The organism is Paenarthrobacter sp. NPDC056912 (assembly GCF_042786555.1).
Classification (GTDB): Bacteria; Actinomycetota; Actinomycetes; order Actinomycetales; family Micrococcaceae; genus Arthrobacter.
This window is the reverse complement of sequence record NZ_JBHUCD010000022.1, coordinates 41,774-57,455: the sequence shown is the minus strand read 5'-3', so window position 1 is coordinate 57,455 and position 15,682 is coordinate 41,774. Positions and strand designations below refer to the sequence as shown.

Annotated in this window: 12 protein-coding genes and 1 tRNA gene; 8 read left to right on the top strand and 5 right to left on the bottom strand. The window is 63.0% G+C overall.

What is annotated here, in order from left to right:
- Positions 1-30: 30 nt before the first annotated feature.
- The 5 genes from ACFRJ9_RS20295 to ACFRJ9_RS20275 all read right to left on the bottom strand — a co-directional run bounded on the left by ACFRJ9_RS20295 (position 31) and on the right by ACFRJ9_RS20275 (position 4,252).
- A complete protein-coding gene (locus tag ACFRJ9_RS20295; RefSeq protein ID WP_377671782.1) occupies positions 31-1,047 on the bottom strand; it encodes a M4 family metallopeptidase in 1,017 nt (338 codons plus the stop codon).
- Between the two features lie 181 nt (positions 1,048-1,228).
- Positions 1,229-1,301, bottom strand: a tRNA-Arg gene (locus ACFRJ9_RS20290).
- Between the two features lie 94 nt (positions 1,302-1,395).
- Positions 1,396-2,898 (bottom strand): FAD-dependent oxidoreductase, encoded by a 1,503-nt coding sequence (locus ACFRJ9_RS20285; protein ID WP_377671716.1) that lies wholly within the window; start codon positions 2,896-2,898, stop codon positions 1,396-1,398.
- Positions 2,895-3,767, bottom strand: a complete 873-nt coding sequence (locus tag ACFRJ9_RS20280) for an FAD:protein FMN transferase (protein ID WP_377671713.1) — start codon at positions 3,765-3,767, stop codon at positions 2,895-2,897. The genes ACFRJ9_RS20285 and ACFRJ9_RS20280 overlap by 4 nt, the downstream gene beginning before the upstream one ends.
- Positions 3,768-3,772: 5 nt before the next feature.
- Entirely contained in the window at positions 3,773-4,252 is a 480-nt protein-coding gene (locus tag ACFRJ9_RS20275) for a hypothetical protein (protein WP_377671710.1), read from the bottom strand.
- A 221-nt stretch (positions 4,253-4,473) separates the two neighbouring features.
- Here ACFRJ9_RS20275 and argS point away from each other — a divergent pair, with 221 nt between their 5' ends.
- The 8 genes from argS to prmC all read left to right on the top strand — a co-directional run bounded on the left by argS (position 4,474) and on the right by prmC (position 15,672).
- Positions 4,474-6,123: an arginine--tRNA ligase gene (argS, locus tag ACFRJ9_RS20270; RefSeq protein ID WP_377671707.1), complete on the top strand. Its 1,650-nt coding sequence runs from the start codon at positions 4,474-4,476 to the stop codon at positions 6,121-6,123.
- 4 nt (positions 6,124-6,127) lie between these two features.
- The gene (gene lysA / locus ACFRJ9_RS20265; protein WP_377671704.1) at positions 6,128-7,600 is read left to right on the top strand and encodes a diaminopimelate decarboxylase; all 1,473 of its coding nucleotides are present in this window, start codon (positions 6,128-6,130) and stop codon (positions 7,598-7,600) included.
- The gene (locus tag ACFRJ9_RS20260; protein WP_377671701.1) at positions 7,593-8,909 is read left to right on the top strand and encodes a homoserine dehydrogenase; all 1,317 of its coding nucleotides are present in this window, start codon (positions 7,593-7,595) and stop codon (positions 8,907-8,909) included. Before lysA ends, ACFRJ9_RS20260 begins: the two co-directional genes overlap by 8 nt.
- Positions 8,910-10,013: a threonine synthase gene (gene thrC / locus ACFRJ9_RS20255; protein WP_377671698.1), complete on the top strand. Its 1,104-nt coding sequence runs from the start codon at positions 8,910-8,912 to the stop codon at positions 10,011-10,013. It begins immediately after the preceding gene.
- A gap of 2 nt (positions 10,014-10,015) precedes the next feature.
- Complete coding sequence (gene thrB, locus ACFRJ9_RS20250) at positions 10,016-10,990, top strand: homoserine kinase (RefSeq protein WP_377671695.1); 975 nt, start codon at positions 10,016-10,018, stop codon at positions 10,988-10,990.
- 306 nt (positions 10,991-11,296) lie between these two features.
- On the top strand, positions 11,297-13,438 hold the full coding sequence (rho, locus tag ACFRJ9_RS20245) for a transcription termination factor Rho (RefSeq protein ID WP_377671692.1): 2,142 nt from the start codon (positions 11,297-11,299) through the stop codon (positions 13,436-13,438).
- 253 nt (positions 13,439-13,691) lie between these two features.
- Positions 13,692-14,765: a peptide chain release factor 1 gene (gene prfA, locus ACFRJ9_RS20240; protein WP_377671689.1), complete on the top strand. Its 1,074-nt coding sequence runs from the start codon at positions 13,692-13,694 to the stop codon at positions 14,763-14,765.
- A gap of 34 nt (positions 14,766-14,799) precedes the next feature.
- Positions 14,800-15,672: a peptide chain release factor N(5)-glutamine methyltransferase gene (gene prmC, locus ACFRJ9_RS20235; protein WP_377671686.1), complete on the top strand. Its 873-nt coding sequence runs from the start codon at positions 14,800-14,802 to the stop codon at positions 15,670-15,672.
- Positions 15,673-15,682: the final 10 nt, after the last annotated feature.

Here is a 15,682-nt window from a genome sequence, read left to right as displayed (position 1 = left end):
CGAAACACGCCGAACGGTCCCGCCAGCTGACTAAACCTTGACCTTCACAGTCTCCCACGCCTTCAGCACGGCGTCATGCTCGGCAGAACCGGCTCCAAAGAGTTCCTCGGCGGTCGCTGCGGTGGTCTTGGCGAACTTGCCGAAGGTGCACGTTGCCGGCAGGGAGCCGCTGGTCAAGGTGCCGTACCAAATTTGCCCGGGCGCGTCCCAGGCGTTGCCGCCGAGGGCCGCGGCCACCAAATAGAACGCCCGGTTCGGGATGCCGGAGTTGATGTGCACGCCGCCGTTATCCGCGCTGGTCCGGACATAGGTGTCCATGGAATCCGGCTGGGGATCTTTGCCCAGGATGTCGTCGTCGTAGGCAGTGCCGGGAGCTTTCATGGAACGCAGGGCTGCTCCCTGGACCTTGTCCGTGAAGAGTCCCTCGCCGATCAGCCAACTGGCCCTGGCCACCGATTCCTGCTTCAGGTACTGCTCCACCAGGACGCCAAAGACATCCGACATGGACTCGTTCAAAGCCCCGGCCTGGTTCCTGTACGCCAGATTTGCCGTGTACTGCGTCACTCCGTGAGCCAGTTCGTGGCCTATGACGCTGACTGACTTGGTGAATCGCTGGAAAATCTCGCCGTCGCCGTCTCCGAACACCATCTGGTTTCCGTCCCAGAAGGCGTTGTCGTACAGCTTTCCGTAGTGAACGGTGGCATCAAGGGCAAGCCCGGCGGCATCGATGGAGTCCCTGCCGAACACCTCACCATAAAGCCTGTGCGTGCTCCCGAGGCCGTCGTAGGCCTCGTCCGCAGCCGGATCCCCGACGGGGGACTCGCCTTCCTTCCGCACAACGCGGCCAGGGAGGGTTTCGGAGGTTTCAGCATCGAAGATGGTCCGCTTGGGCGGACCAGGCTGTGTTTGCCGTGCACGCGGCGGCGCCGCCGGAACCGGAGCAGTGCGTAGGGCCTGCAAATCCTTGATATGCAGCAGTGATTCCTTGGCGGCGCGCGCAACTGCCCGCAGCCGTGGTTCGTCTTGGGCTGCGATCCTGCGCAGCATGTACGGCGGGACGATGGAACAAATCACGGCGAACCCCTTTGGCTATCGGCAAATGACCATTGAAATCAGCCTAGGAGCACGTACTGACATTATTGCGGCGAAGCCCCGGCAAGCCCCGAACTGATAGTCGGTAACCGGCACAAAAATACCCCGCCAGCAGGGCTGGCGGGGTATTTCATTGTGCCCTCGATAGGATTCGAACCTACGGCCTTCTGCTCCGGAGGCAGACGCTCTATCCCCTGAGCTACGAGGGCATCCAGGGTTCCCTCCGTTGCCGGTGGGACGTCCTAGAGCTTAGCAGCCACTGTGCCGCAAATGAAAACCAGACACTGCGGAGGAAAAACCAGCTCAGTAGCCGGCGAAAGAGTCCACATGGACGCGCCGGGCTCCTGCTCCCCGCGCCGCGGCCCGCAGGGAATCCACGCTCGCCGGCGAACCCGAGACATACACTTCGCGCTCTGCCAGGTCCGGTACCAGTTCCCTAAGGCGCGGTGCGTCGATCCTGGAGGTCCCGGCGTCGAGCATGAAGTCCGGAGGAGTGGAGCCGTCCGCCAAGCGCGCGATCACCCTGGCACCTGAGGCTTCCAGCTGTTCCGCGCAGGCAAGCTCATCTCGACCCTTCGCGAGGTACAGCACCACGGTGTCCCGGGCCGCCTCATCGGCAGCCAGGTGAGCCAGAAATGGCGTAATGCCGATACCTGCTGCGATTAGCAGCACCGGCTTCCCGGCGTCGTGCGGTAACAGGAAGTCTCCGCCAACCGTTGTGGCAGAAATATTGTCGCCAGGCTGAAGCGCCAACAATGCCTTCTTGGCCGTGGACAGCGGTTCCGCCGTCCCCACCCCAAACGTCACCTCGGCGGCGCCCGGAGGGCTGGTGATACTGAAAACGCGGCGCCGGCCTTTGCCGTCGGATCCTGAATGCGGCAGGTTCAGCTCCATGAACTGCCCCGCGGCATACCGCACCGGCCGGGTTGGTTCGAACCTGAACTCCGTGCTGCCGGGAGTCAGCGCGCGGGAACCCTTGAAGATCAGCTCCACACCACCACGCTGGCCCAGGACAAATGCGATGAGGTTGCCCAGCAGCAGGGCAAGCTCCGGGGAATTGGCCACGAAGCCAAGGTTGTAGGGAACCGCGAAGACAACACCGACGACGGCGGCAAGCGCCAGCTGCTGCCAGCGGCGGGGAGGGAGGGTCAGGGGTTCGGAAAGCATGAAGCCCACGAAGAAGAGCAACGGCCGTTGAGCCAGCGGCTGCCACAAGGCCTGGCCGAAAGTCATTCCCCTGCTGAGAAGCTCAGCACAGATAATGCTGGTGGCCACCACCATGAACACCGTGGCCATGAGCATTTTCCTTGTGCGGTAGAGGACCACCAGGACGCCGGGAACCAGGAGCCACAGCATGGCAGGAGTCGCAGCCCACCACGTGGCGATGTTGAGCCCCGTCAGGCCGGTCAGGAAGGCCCCGGCCGCTGCCGGATTGAAGATATGCCTCCCGCGGAAGGCCAGTGCGTACTTGGAGGCGCTCGCCAACACGCAAGCCAGCGCCACTCCTGCCATGTCCGTTACCCCGAACGCGGGCCAGAAAAGGAAGTAGATCAGCAGTCCCGTAATCAGGGATGACTCCGAATGCGGCGTGATCCGGAAGACCATGGCCAGCAGGCGGTTCGACGCGTACGTGACACCCAGGCAGAGGACCAGATGCACCAGCATTTGCGGGAGGCCGAAAGTCAGCCATCCCAGGACATTGAGGACCATGCTGTAGACCACCAGCACGCCCAGGACCCAAAGAATCAGCCGGTACATGGTGAAACGGCCCAGCCAGGTGTCGATTCGCGACTTAACGGCATTCATGAGAACAGTCTCCCCTCAAAACCCGTGGAAAACGTGGCGGTGCCTTCGGCGGACACGCTGAGCCAGGAAAAGTCGAACTCGTCCTCGAGGCGGGCAGGTTCCACCATGAACATCGCCGTTGCCAGGCCATCGGCCACAAGGGCGCTCGCCGCCATGGTCCAAGTGGCCACAGTGGTACGGATTGGCCTTCCCGTGGTTCCGTCAAGAACGTGGTGCAGTCCGTCACCCCACGCACGCCGGTTTGAGGCCGACGCGCACAGTGCGGAATTGTCCAGCTCCACAGTGCCGATTGCCTGCTTGGAGTTATAGGGGTGCTCCAAGGCAACAGTGACGGGATGGGCTCCGGCATGGAGCATGTCGCCGCTGCCGTCCACCAGGAAGTCCGTGAGGCCGGTTGAACGCAGAACCCCTCCCAGCAGATCCACCAACTGGCCCTTCCCGGCTGCACCGATGTCCAGGACCACGGGCTTCTTGGCGGTCAGCGCCGTGCCTGTCCACTCGAGCACGTCATCCCAAGGCGGAGCCCCCTGCGGTTCCCCCGAAGGAGACAAGGAGTAGTTGGCGTCGTAGCCCAGCCGCTCGAGGCTAGTACCGACCAGCGGAGTCACGGCTCCGCTGCTCAGCCGATAAAGGGCCGCATAAAGCTCATGGAGGGCAACGGCATGCGGGGGAAGTGCAATGGTGCCCGGACCTCGGGACAGGCCGGACACCAGCGAGTCCGTCCTGAACCGCGAATAGGTCATGTCGTAGTCGCCCACTGCCTCCAGCAGTTGGTGGCGGACAAGAGGGCCAAGCCGGTCCGGCGTCGAGATCTCCCACTGCGTACCGATCCCCTCGAAGCTGAAGCTGCTCCAACCAGGGTGCGGCATCGCTGTTACTTGGCCTGGGACTTGATCTGTTCGACAGCTTCATTGAAGCCACCGGACGTCAAGGAGGAGCCAGCAACCTTTGAGACCTTGAGCTCGTCAATGTCCTTGCCCACGATCTGGGCAGAAATCCCACTGGCGAACTCACCTTGGAACTTCTTCGTGTTGGGATTGGAAGGGTGGGTGGTGATATTGACGGCGGACACCTTGTCAGCGGTGAGTGTGATTTCAACGCCTACGGTTTCCTGCCCGTTCGGTGATGTGTAGGTGCCGTCGGCACTGTAAGTACCGTCCTTGTAAGTCGATGCACCCGCGGCTCCGGCGGCGGCTGACGATGAAGGGCTGGTGGTGGAAGCCTGTCCGCCGTTCTGGGTAGCTGGAGTCTGGGTGGAGGGGGACTCGGCCGTGGGTGCACAGGCGGCGGCGCTTCCCATGATGGAGAGGCCGGCAATTCCGACGTAGAGGCTCTTGCGGAGTGGCGTAGTCATGGTTCTGCTCGTTTCAACTGGACAAGAATTGGTCAATGATCTGGTGTTCGTCTCAGGATGACCGCCAAGGCCACCTCTTACGTCTTCACAACGTTGAAAACAGCATATTGGTTCAGTCTGTGTGGGTGGATCGTCGTTCCTGTGCGTCGACTGTGTGAGCAACTGTCCACATACGGCTGCATCAATTCCGCGTCTTTGCGGGCCCCCGGTAGGCTAGATGCGTGACTCCCGAAGAACTCTCTGCTGCCATATCCGCCTGCCTTAAGGACGCCGTCTCTACAGGCGAAATCGCCTTGACGGAATCTGCTGTGCCCGATGCTGTGCGAGTGGAGCGACCCAAGAACAGGGATCACGGGGACTGGGCCACCAACATCGCCCTGCAACTGTCCAAGCAGGCCGGCATGAATCCCCGCGAATTCGCCGGCATCCTCAGCAACCATTTGCAGGGAATTCCCGGTGTTACCGGAGTGGAAATCGCCGGTCCAGGCTTCCTGAACATCACCGTGGATGCTGCCGCCGCCGGCGCCCTCGCCAAGGCGATTGTTGAGGCCGGAGCCACATACGGCACCAATACGGCGCTCGCAGGGCGTGTGGTCAACATGGAATTCGTTTCCGCCAACCCCACTGGCCCGCTGCACATCGGGCACACGCGCTGGGCAGCCCTGGGCGATGCGATCGCCCGTGTACTGCGTGCCTCCGGAGCTGATGTCACCGCTGAGTACTACATCAACGACGCCGGCTCGCAGATGAACGTCTTCGCCAACTCCGTGCTTTCCCGCCTGCATGGCCGGGGCGTACCCGAGGGCGGCTACCCTGGCGAGTACATCCGCGAACTTGGCGACGAAGTGCTCAAAGCCCACCCCGACATCCGCGAACTGACGGACGAGGCAGCCCTGCCCGTCATCCGCGCAGCCGCCTACGAGGCTCAGATGGCCGACATCAAGGCCACCCTGGCCGGTTTCGGTGTGGAGTTCGATGTCTTCTTCTCGGAGAAGGAACTGCACGACGCCGGTGCGATCGAATCCGCCGTCGCCCGCCTTCGCGAGCAGGGCCACGTGTTCGATGACGGCGGCGCCGTCTGGCTGCGCACCACCGACTTCGGCGACGACAAAGACCGCGTCATGATCCGCGCCAACGGCGAACCTACCTACTTCGCCGCGGACGCCGCTTACTACCTGTCCAAGAAGGACCGCGGGTTCACTGAGAAGATCTACCTCCTCGGCGCCGATCACCACGGCTACATCAACCGCCTCAAGGCCATTGCGGCCTGCGCCGGTGACGATCCCGAGGTCAACATCGAGGTCCTCATCGGCCAGCTCGTGTCCGTGAACGGCGCCAAGTTGTCCAAGCGTGCGGGCAACATCATCGAGCTCAAGGACCTCATTTCCTGGCTGGGCAAGGACGCGGTCCGCTATTCCCTGGCCCGCTTCCCGGCGGATTCGCCCTTGACGCTGGACCCGGAACTCTTGAAGAAGCACAGCAACGAGAACCCCGTGTTCTACGTGCAGTACGCCCACGCGCGCTCCCGCGGCACTGCCCGCAACGCTGCTGAAGCCGGCGTGGATCGGTCCGTTTTCGACGCCTCACTGCTGGACCACGCCACCGAAAACGAGCTGCTTTCCTACCTGGGCAGCTACCCGTCGATCGTCGCCAAGGCCGCCGAACTGCGTGAGCCGCACCGCGTGGCCCGCCACCTTGAAGTGATCGCAGGTGCCTACCACCGCTGGTACGACGCTTGCCGTGTCTCTCCGCAGGGCGAAGAACCTGTACAGGACGTCAACCGCACTCGTTTATGGCTGAACGACGCCACCAGCCAGGTGCTCGCCAACGGACTCGAACTGCTGGGCGTTTCTGCGCCGGAACGGATGTAAGGCAATGACAACAGACGCTGTACACGCTTCGCCGCTCGCCCCGGAGTGGTTGGCTGTCCCGGAAGACCTCAACGCCCTTCAGTCGCCGATGTGGGCGGCGGGAGTTGAGAAGAACGACGCCGGCGAGGTCACCATCGACGGCCTGTCCGTCAGTGAGCTCAAGGAGCAGTTCGGCACCCCGCTCTTCGTCATGAGCGAATCGGACTTCCGCTCGCGTGCCCGCGCCTTCAAGGACGCCTTCGACGCTGCCTTTGCGGACATTTGCGGGGGAGTGGACGTCTACTACGCCGGAAAGTCCTTCCTCTGTACGGCTGTGGCCAGCTGGGTGGCGGAAGAAGGCCTTCGACTCGATACCTGTTCCGGTGGCGAGCTCGCCGTGGCTGCCCGCGCCGGAATTGACGGGGCAAACCTTGGATTGCACGGGAACAACAAATCGGACGCCGAGATCAACCGTGCCTTGGACATGTCGCTTGGCAGGATCGTGGTGGACAGCCTCGACGAACTTGAGCGCGTCGCCAAGATTGCTTCCAGCCGGGGCGAAACGGCCAAAGTCATGCTCCGCCTGACACCTGGCGTGCATGCCCACACGCATGAGTTCATCGCCACCGCCCACGAGGACCAGAAATTCGGCCTCTCCATGGCGGAGGACTCCACCGAAGAAGCGGGCCTGTCGGCAGCCGAGGAAGCCGTTGCCGCGGCTACGTCCTATCCGAGCATTGAACTGCTGGGCCTGCACTGCCACATTGGCTCCCAGATCTTCGAGCCGGACGGCTTCGCGGTGGCCGCGGAAAAGCTCCTCGGTTTCCTGGCTGCCATGCAGGCCAAGTACTCCATTGTCCTGCCGGAGCTGGACCTGGGCGGCGGCTACGGGATCGCCTACACCCCGGTGGACACTCCCCGCCCCGCAGCCGAGATCGCGCAGGCGATGGCCGCAGTCGTGCGGGCCAAATGCGCCGAACTGGCCATTGCGTCTCCGCGGATCTCCATTGAGCCCGGACGCGCGATCGTTGGCAGTACCACTTTCACGCTGTATGAAGTCGGTACGCTGAAAACAGTTCGCGTGGACGCCCCCGCTGCCCTAACAGGGCAAGAGAACGTTACGTATCCACGCCGCTATGTGTCGGTGGATGGCGGAATGAGCGACAACGCCCGTCCGGTGCTTTACGACGCGGATTATTCGGCAATTTTGGCGTCCCGGGACTCTGAAGCAGCTCCGCAGCTGTCCCGCGTAGTGGGCAAACATTGCGAGAGCGGCGACATAGTTGTTAGAGATGTATATCTGCCCGCGGACGTGGCAGCCGGTGATTTGCTCGCAGTACCGGGTACCGGCGCCTACTGCTGGGCCCTTTCCAGCAACTACAACTACCTGGCCCGGCCTGGCGTTGTCGCCGTGCGCGACGGAGCCGCCAGACTGATTGTCCGCGGGGAAACCGAAGAAGATCTCTTGAACCGCGACATGGGAGTGGCGAATGTCTGAAGTGCGAACCCTGAAGGTGGCCCTGCTGGGCTGTGGCAATGTTGGGGCCCAGGTCGCGCGGATCCTTGTTGACGACGCCGACGCCCTCGCTGCCCGTAGCGGCGCCCGTCTGGAACTGTCCGGCATTGCCGTGCGCAACATCGACTCCCCACGCGATGTTGAACTTCCGCGCGAACTTTTCACCACCGATGCCGATACCCTCGTCAAGGACGCGGACCTGGTCATCGAACTCATGGGCGGTATCGAGCCTGCCCGTTCGTTGATCCTGACCGCAATCCAAAACGGCGCCAGCGTCGTCACCGGCAACAAGGCCTTGCTCGCACAGGACGGCCCCACCCTCTACGAAGAGGCGGACAAGGCCGGCGTGCAGCTCTCCTACGAAGCTGCGGTCGCAGGCGCAATCCCCATTCTGCGCCCCATCCGCGACAGCCTCTCCGGTGACAGCATCAGGCGCGTCCTGGGCATCGTCAACGGCACCACCAACTTCATCCTTGACCAGATGGACAGCACCGGCGCCCAGTTCGCTGACGCCCTCGCCGAAGCACAGCGCCTGGGCTATGCCGAAGCAGACCCCACTGCCGATGTCGAGGGTCACGACGCCGCCGCGAAGGCCGCGATCCTTGCGTCCCTGTCCTTCCACACGCGCTTCTCCTTGGACGATGTCTACTGCGAAGGCATCACCAAGGTCAGTGCAGCTGACATCGCCTCGGCCAAGGAAGCGGGCTTCGTCATCAAGCTGCTCGCGATCGCCGAGAAGATTGATTCCTCGGACAACGGCAGCGGCATTTCGGTACGCGTCCACCCGACGCTCCTGCCGCGCGAACACCCGCTGGCTGCCGTCCGCGGTGCGTTCAATGCCGTGTTCGTCGAAGCTGAAAACGCCGGTGAACTGATGTTCTACGGCCAAGGAGCAGGTGGAACCCCCACCGCCTCCGCAGTGCTTGGCGACCTCGTCTCGGCTGCCCGGCGATTGGTCCTGGGCGGCCCCGGCCGCACGGAAACCACCACCGGCCATGTTCCGGCGTTGTCGATCGATGCCTCGAACACGAGCTATTACATCGGCTTGGACGTCGCTGACCAGGCAGGTGTGCTCGCACGCATCGCACATATCTTCGCCGAGAACGGCGTCTCCATTGAGATCATGCGCCAGACGATCCACCGTGACTCTGCCTCCAACGTTGAGTCGGCCGAGCTGAAAATCGTGACGCACCGTGCATCCGAAGCTGCACTTGCAGCAACCGTCGAGGCCGTGAAGGGCTTGGACGTCATCAATTCTGTAACATCCGTACTGCGGGTAGAAGGAGTCTAAGTGGCTCACCAATGGCGCGGAGTAATCCGTGAATACGCTGATCGTTTGCCCGTAACGGAAGCCACCAAGGTCATCACCCTCGGCGAGGGCGGCACACCGCTGGTGCACGCACAGAAGCTCTCAGAGCTGACCGGCTCAGAGGTTTACCTCAAGGTCGAAGGCATGAACCCCACGGGTTCCTTCAAGGACCGTGGCATGACCATGGCCATGACTGCTGCCGTCGAAGCCGGCGCAAAGGCCGTGGTGTGCGCCTCAACTGGCAACACGTCGGCCTCGGCTGCTGCCTACGCAACGGCCGCAGGGCTCAAGTGCGCAGTGCTGGTACCCGAAGGCAAGATCTCCATGGGCAAACTGAGCCAGGCCATCGCGCACGGGGCCACTTTGCTGCAGGTGGACGGCAACTTCGACAACTGCCTCGACATTGCCCGCAAGCTCGGGGAGTCCTACCCCGTGTTCCTGGTGAATTCCGTCAACCCTGCCCGAATCCAGGGCCAGAAGACCGGTGCCTTCGAGATTGTGGACTCGCTGGGCGACGCCCCGGACATCCATGTGCTGCCCGTCGGCAATGCCGGCAACATCAGCGCTTACTGGAAGGGCTACAAGGAGTACTCCGCGCCTTTCGAGACCGCTAACGGAACCCTTGCGGCTGTCTCCACGAAAAACCCCATCATGTGGGGCTTCCAGGCCGCTGGTGCCGCACCGTTCGTCGCCGGGCACCCCATTACCGAGCCTGACACCATCGCCACGGCCATCCGCATCGGCAACCCGGCGTCCTGGGACACTGCCGTGGCAGCCCGCGACGAGTCCGGCGGCCTGATCGAAGCCGTTACCGACGACGAAATCCTGGCAGCCCACCGCTGGTTGTCCGCCAAGGAAGGCGTCTTCGTGGAGCCCGGCTCAGCTGCCGGCGTCGCAGGTCTGATCAAAAAGCACGCTGCTGGCGAGGTTCCGTCCGGCAAGACCATTGTCATCACAGTCACCGGCCACGGACTCAAGGACCCCCAGTGGGCCCTCCGCACCGAGGACGGCAGCGATGTCCAGCCCGTCAAGGTGTCGAACGACGTCGTCACCGTGGCCGCAGAACTGGGACTGGAAGAAAAGTAAGAGTGGAATCAACGCAGCCCACCGCGACCGATCGCGCACTCGTCGCGGCCGGCCAGCGGCTGACCGTCAAGGTCCCCGGTACGAGTGCCAATCTGGGCCCCGGGTATGACAGCCTCGGCCTGGCCCTGTCCATCTACGACACCTTGACGGTGGAAACACTCAGCACCGGGGAGCTCGAGTTCGAGCTCTCCGGTGAGGGCGCGGAGAGCCTCCCACGCGACGCCAGCCACTTGGTGGTCCGGGCTATCGATCTGGCCTTGGACCGTTTGGGCTTCCGTCGGGAAGGCCTGAGGATCACCGCGGACAACGTCAACCCGCATGGCCGAGGCCTGGGCTCGTCGGCCTCCGCCGTTGTTGCTGCGGTGACTGCAGCGAATTCCATGGTTCCAGAAGCCGCCCAGCAGGGCCGCGACTGGATCCTCCAGCTGACCAGTGAGATCGAAGGTCACCCGGACAACGTCGCACCCGCGATTTTCGGCGGACTGGCGCTGTCATGGCAGGACAGCGAGCAGTACAGCAGCACCCGGGCTGACGTCGCTGAGTCAGTCATTCCCGTCGTGGCGGTGCCTGACTACGAATTGTCCACGGAAACGGCACGCGGACTTTTGCCGGCGTCGGTTGGCCATCATGCGGCGGCCATGAACTCCGGACGTGCAGCCCTCCTGATCCACGCACTCACCACGCAGCCTGGCTTCCTGCTGCCGGGCACAGAGGACTACCTTCACCAGAGTTACCGCGCCCAGGCCATGCGGCCCAGCGCTGAGCTCATTTCGGCCCTCCGCGCTTCGGGGCACGCCGCCGTTGTTTCGGGCGCCGGTCCCACAGTGCTGGTGCTGGCCAATGGCCAGGCGGAAGCAGCTACGGTTGCCGATTTCATTGAAGCTTTCACGGGGGCCAACACACCGGACATCGGTTGGCGTGTGATGACGCTGGCTGTGGACGTTGAAGGTGCTAGAGTGGAAGTGCACCGGCGGTAAAACCGCGGGCAGTTCCCTGATTTTGGTTCTCGGTGGTTACGCCGTACCTTTCGTCAACTGTGTCAACGTTTAGCGGTGCCGTCTCCTTCCGGCCTGTCTCAGGTGCCGCAGAACTCTCTCTGTTCCCTGAATTTTCAGTCGGCTGTCCGGGCAACTGGATCCAGTGAAGACGATCAGTATCCGGCCCTGTTGGCCACAATCCATCAGGCACGGCCCAATCACCGGCTGCAGATCTGAACTGCAGCCCAGAACAAATCATCGCGTCCAGCTCTCGCTCTGGACGCCGTCGAGGGGGAAGGATCCTTCGTGACAGAAACCACTGAGCTGGCTTCAGCTGTGGACACAACATCTTCTGCTGCTGAGTCGTCAACGGTAGCAACCACCAAGAGCAGCGGCCTTGCAGGCCTTAAGCTCGCCCAATTGCAGGCTCTGGCGAGCCAGTTGGGCATCTCCGGGGGATCCCGTATGCGCAAGGGGGACTTGGTTACGGCCATTTCCGCCCATCGCGCCGGCACCTCCACCACAAAGGCTCCCGCCAAGGCCACTGCCGCGGCAAAGGGAGCCGCAGCCAAGGAGGCCCCCGCGAAGGAGGCCAAGGCCGCTGAGAGCAGCGTGCCCGCTGAGGCTGCTGTCGAGGCTCCTGCCCAGGAAGCGCCCCGCGGACGGGGACGCGGCCGCAGCCGTCGTGCAACCAGTGACGGCGTGGTGGCAGCTGCAGAGACCGCCGCCGCACCTGCCGAAACAGCAGCTGCACCCGTGGTTGAAGCTCCAACGGCACCGGAAGCCGGCGAGGCCGGAACCGAACGCCGCCAGCCGCGCACCCGGAACCGCCGCCGCGGCGAAGCTGCCGCAGCCCCCGCTGAAGCAGCAGAGGCACCGGCAGCCGAGCGTACGGAACAGCGTGAGCAGCGGACTGACCGTACGGAACAGCGTGAGCAGCGTACTGACCGTGCTGACCGTACGGAACAGCGCGAGCAGCGTACTGACCGTACTGACCGCACTGAACAGCGCGAGCAGGCCGACTCCGGTGACCAGTCGCAGCGCGGAAGCCGTGACAACACCCGCGGCCGCCGCGAAGACACCAACGACGCCGATGACACCGGCAATCGCCGTAACCGCCGGAACCGTCGCGACCGCAACGAGCAGAATGACCGGAGCGATCGTCGGGGAGGTCAGGACAGCCGTGATGGAAACACCCGAAGCGACCGCTTCCGCGACCGTAACGAACGTCGTCGTGGCCGCGCCCAGGGACCGGACGTTGACGACGTCGAGGTCACTGAAGACGACGTCCTGCTTCCCGTAGCGGGCATCCTGGACGTTCTGGAGAACTACGCGTTCATCCGTACGTCCGGATACCTCCCGGGCGCAAACGACGTCTACGTCTCCTTGGCACAGGTCAAGAAGTACAACCTGCGCAAGGGCGACGCCGTCGTGGGCGCCATCCGTGCACCTCGCGAAGGCGAAGACCGCAGCCAGCAGTCCGCACGCCAGAAGTTCAACGCGCTGGTTCGCGTTACCTCTGTCAACGGCAAGACGCCGGACGAGCTCAAGGACCGTGTCGAGTTCGCCAAGCTCGTGCCGCTGTACCCGTCCGAGCGCCTGCGCCTCGAGACCGATCCCAAGAAGATCGGACCGCGAGTCATCGACCTCGTAGCCCCGATCGGCAAGGGTCAGCGTGGTCTGATCGTCTCCCCGCCGAAGGCAGGCAAGACGCTCATCCTGCAGTCCATCGCGAACGCAATCACCACCAACAACCCTGAGGTCCACCTCATGATGGTGCTGGTTGACGAACGTCCGGAAGAAGTCACGGACATGCAGCGCACCGTCAAGGGCGAGGTCATTGCCTCCACCTTCGACCGGCCTGCTGATGACCACACCACCGTGGCCGAACTCTCCATCGAACGCGCCAAGCGTCTCGTGGAGATGGGCATGGACGTGGTAGTGCTCCTGGACTCCATGACACGTCTGGGCCGCGCCTACAACCTGGCAGCACCGGCCTCCGGCCGCATCCTGTCCGGTGGCGTGGACTCCGCAGCGCTGTACCCGCCCAAGCGCTTCTTTGGTGCAGCCCGCAACATCGAAAACGGTGGCTCGCTCACCATCCTGGCAACGGCCCTCGTCGAGACCGGTTCCAAGATGGACGAGGTCATCTTCGAAGAGTTCAAGGGCACCGGCAACATGGAGCTCCGCCTGTCCCGCCAGCTGGCGGACAAGCGCATCTTCCCGGCCGTGGATGTCAACGCATCCGGTACACGCCGTGAAGAAAACCTGCTCTCGCCTGAAGAAGTCAAGATCATGTGGAAGCTGCGCCGCGTCCTTTCCGGCCTGGAGCAGCAGCAGAGCCTTGAGCTGCTGACCAACAAGATCCGGGAGACACAGAGCAACGTCGAGTTCCTCATGCAGGTACAGAAGACGACGCTCGGAGCGAAGTCGGACAACGACAAGTAGCGTTATCTGGGGTGGGGCCGTCGAGTAATTTTGCCGGCCCCGCCCCTTCGCGTTGCTGCTGACGTACTGCGTACGTCAGCAGCAACGCTACGACAGGCCCGATGCCACTCCCGGGCCGGCAAAATTACTCGACGGCGGTCAGGTCACCTTGGGCGTTGCCGTCACCATCGCTGGCCGGCTTATTTGAGCGGTTGGTCGTTAAGACACCAATCGTCGCAACTAGACTTGTCTGCGAGTCGAAAGAGGTTTGAAAATGTTTGAGTCCGTACAGGGATTGCTTGATGAGCATGCTGCTATCCAGGCACAGTTGAGCGATCCTGCTGTTTATGCCGACCAGTCTGCTGCCAGGAAGCTGGGGCGGCGCTCTGCTCAGCTCCAGGGCATTGTGGAGGCGTACAACAAGTGGCGCGGGCTCAACGACGACCTTGAAGCAGCCAAGGAAATGGCTGACGAGGATCCGGAGTTTGCCGCTGAGGTGGAAGTGCTGCAGGAGCAGATTCCTGCGGCGGAGGAGAGGCTGCGCCGTCTGCTGATTCCCCGTGATCCTGACGACGCACGCAATGTGATCCTTGAAGTGAAGGGTGGCGAAGGCGGCGACGAAGCTGCTTTGTTCGCCGGCGACCTTCTGCGGATGTACATGCGCTATGCCGAATCCCGTGGTTGGAAGACCGAGATGATTTCCGCCACCGAGTCCGACCTCGGAGGCTACAAGGATGTTTCGGTGGCCATCAAGGGCAACTCGAATGACCCTGCGCAGGGCGTTTTTGCCCGGCTGAAGTTCGAAGGCGGCGTGCACCGTGTGCAGCGCGTTCCTGTGACCGAATCCCAGGGCCGCATCCACACGTCCGCTGCCGGCGTCCTGGTGCTCCCGGAAGTCGACGAGCCCGAAGAACTTGAGATCAACCAGAACGACCTCAAGATCGACGTCTACCGTTCCTCCGGTCCCGGTGGCCAGTCCGTGAACACCACCGACTCCGCCGTCCGTATCACCCACTTGCCAACGGGCATCGTGGTGGCCATGCAGAACGAAAAGTCCCAGCTTCAGAACCGTGAAGCAGGCATGCGCGTTCTCCGTGCCCGCCTCTTGGCGCACCAGCAGGAACAGATCGATGCCGCCAACTCCGAACAGCGCAAGTCCCAGATCCGAACCATGGACCGTTCCGAGCGCATCCGCACCTACAACTTCCCCGAAAACCGTATTGCGGACCACCGCACCGGTTACAAGGCGTACAACCTGGATGCTGTGATGAACGGTGACCTTGAACCAGTGATCCAGTCGGCTATCGAAGCGGACGAGCAAGCCCGTTTGGATGCGATCGGCGAGTAGCAGCCGGCCGATACCAACCCTGCAGAGTACATCAATGATGTTTCACCAAGGCCAGAGCCTCGCGGACGCAGTTCGCGAGGCTACTGCCGTCTTATCCGCCGCCGGTGTACCCACCCCGCGGGTGGACGCGGAATTGCTCGCCGACCACCTGATGGGAGTCGGCCTCGGTCGCCTCCGTGCCATGCTCCTCGGCGATTCTCCAGCGCCGGAAGGATATGGCGAGTTGGTGGCCGAGCGTGCCGGACGCGTCCCCCTGCAGCACATTACCGGCGTCGCATATTTCCGCCACCTTGAGTTGCGCGTGGGCCCTGGAGTCTTCATTCCCAGGCCGGAAACCGAATCGGTGGTCCAACTGGTCATCGACCACGTGGCCGGAATGCGCAACCCGAAGGTTGTCGATCTGGGGACCGGTTCCGGGGCCATCGCAGGCTCCATTGCCCATGAGGTACCAGGTGCCGAGGTCCACGCAGTGGAGTTCAGTATGTTCGCGCATGCGTGGGCGGCTAAGAACCTGGAGCCGCTGGGAGTCGTCCTTATCCAGGGCGACCTGCGGGATGCCCTGCCCGAGCACAACGGAACCTTCGACGTCGTCGTTTCCAACCCGCCCTACATCCCGGCCGAAGCGATCCCAACCGAACCCGAAGTTGCCCTCCACGATCCGCCGGAAGCACTGTACGGTGGGGGAGCGGACGGCATGGAACTTCCGACGGCGGCAGCGGCCTCCGCGGCACGCCTCCTGAAACCTGGCGGCTACTTCGTGATGGAACACGCGGAAGTCCAGGCAGCGTGGATCGCCAAAATGCTGCAACGCACAGGACGTTGGAACAACGTCACCACACACTTTGACCTGAACGGCAAGGAACGTGCCACCAGCGCGGTGCTGGCGATCACCGTTCCTGATGAGTGAAAGAATAGCG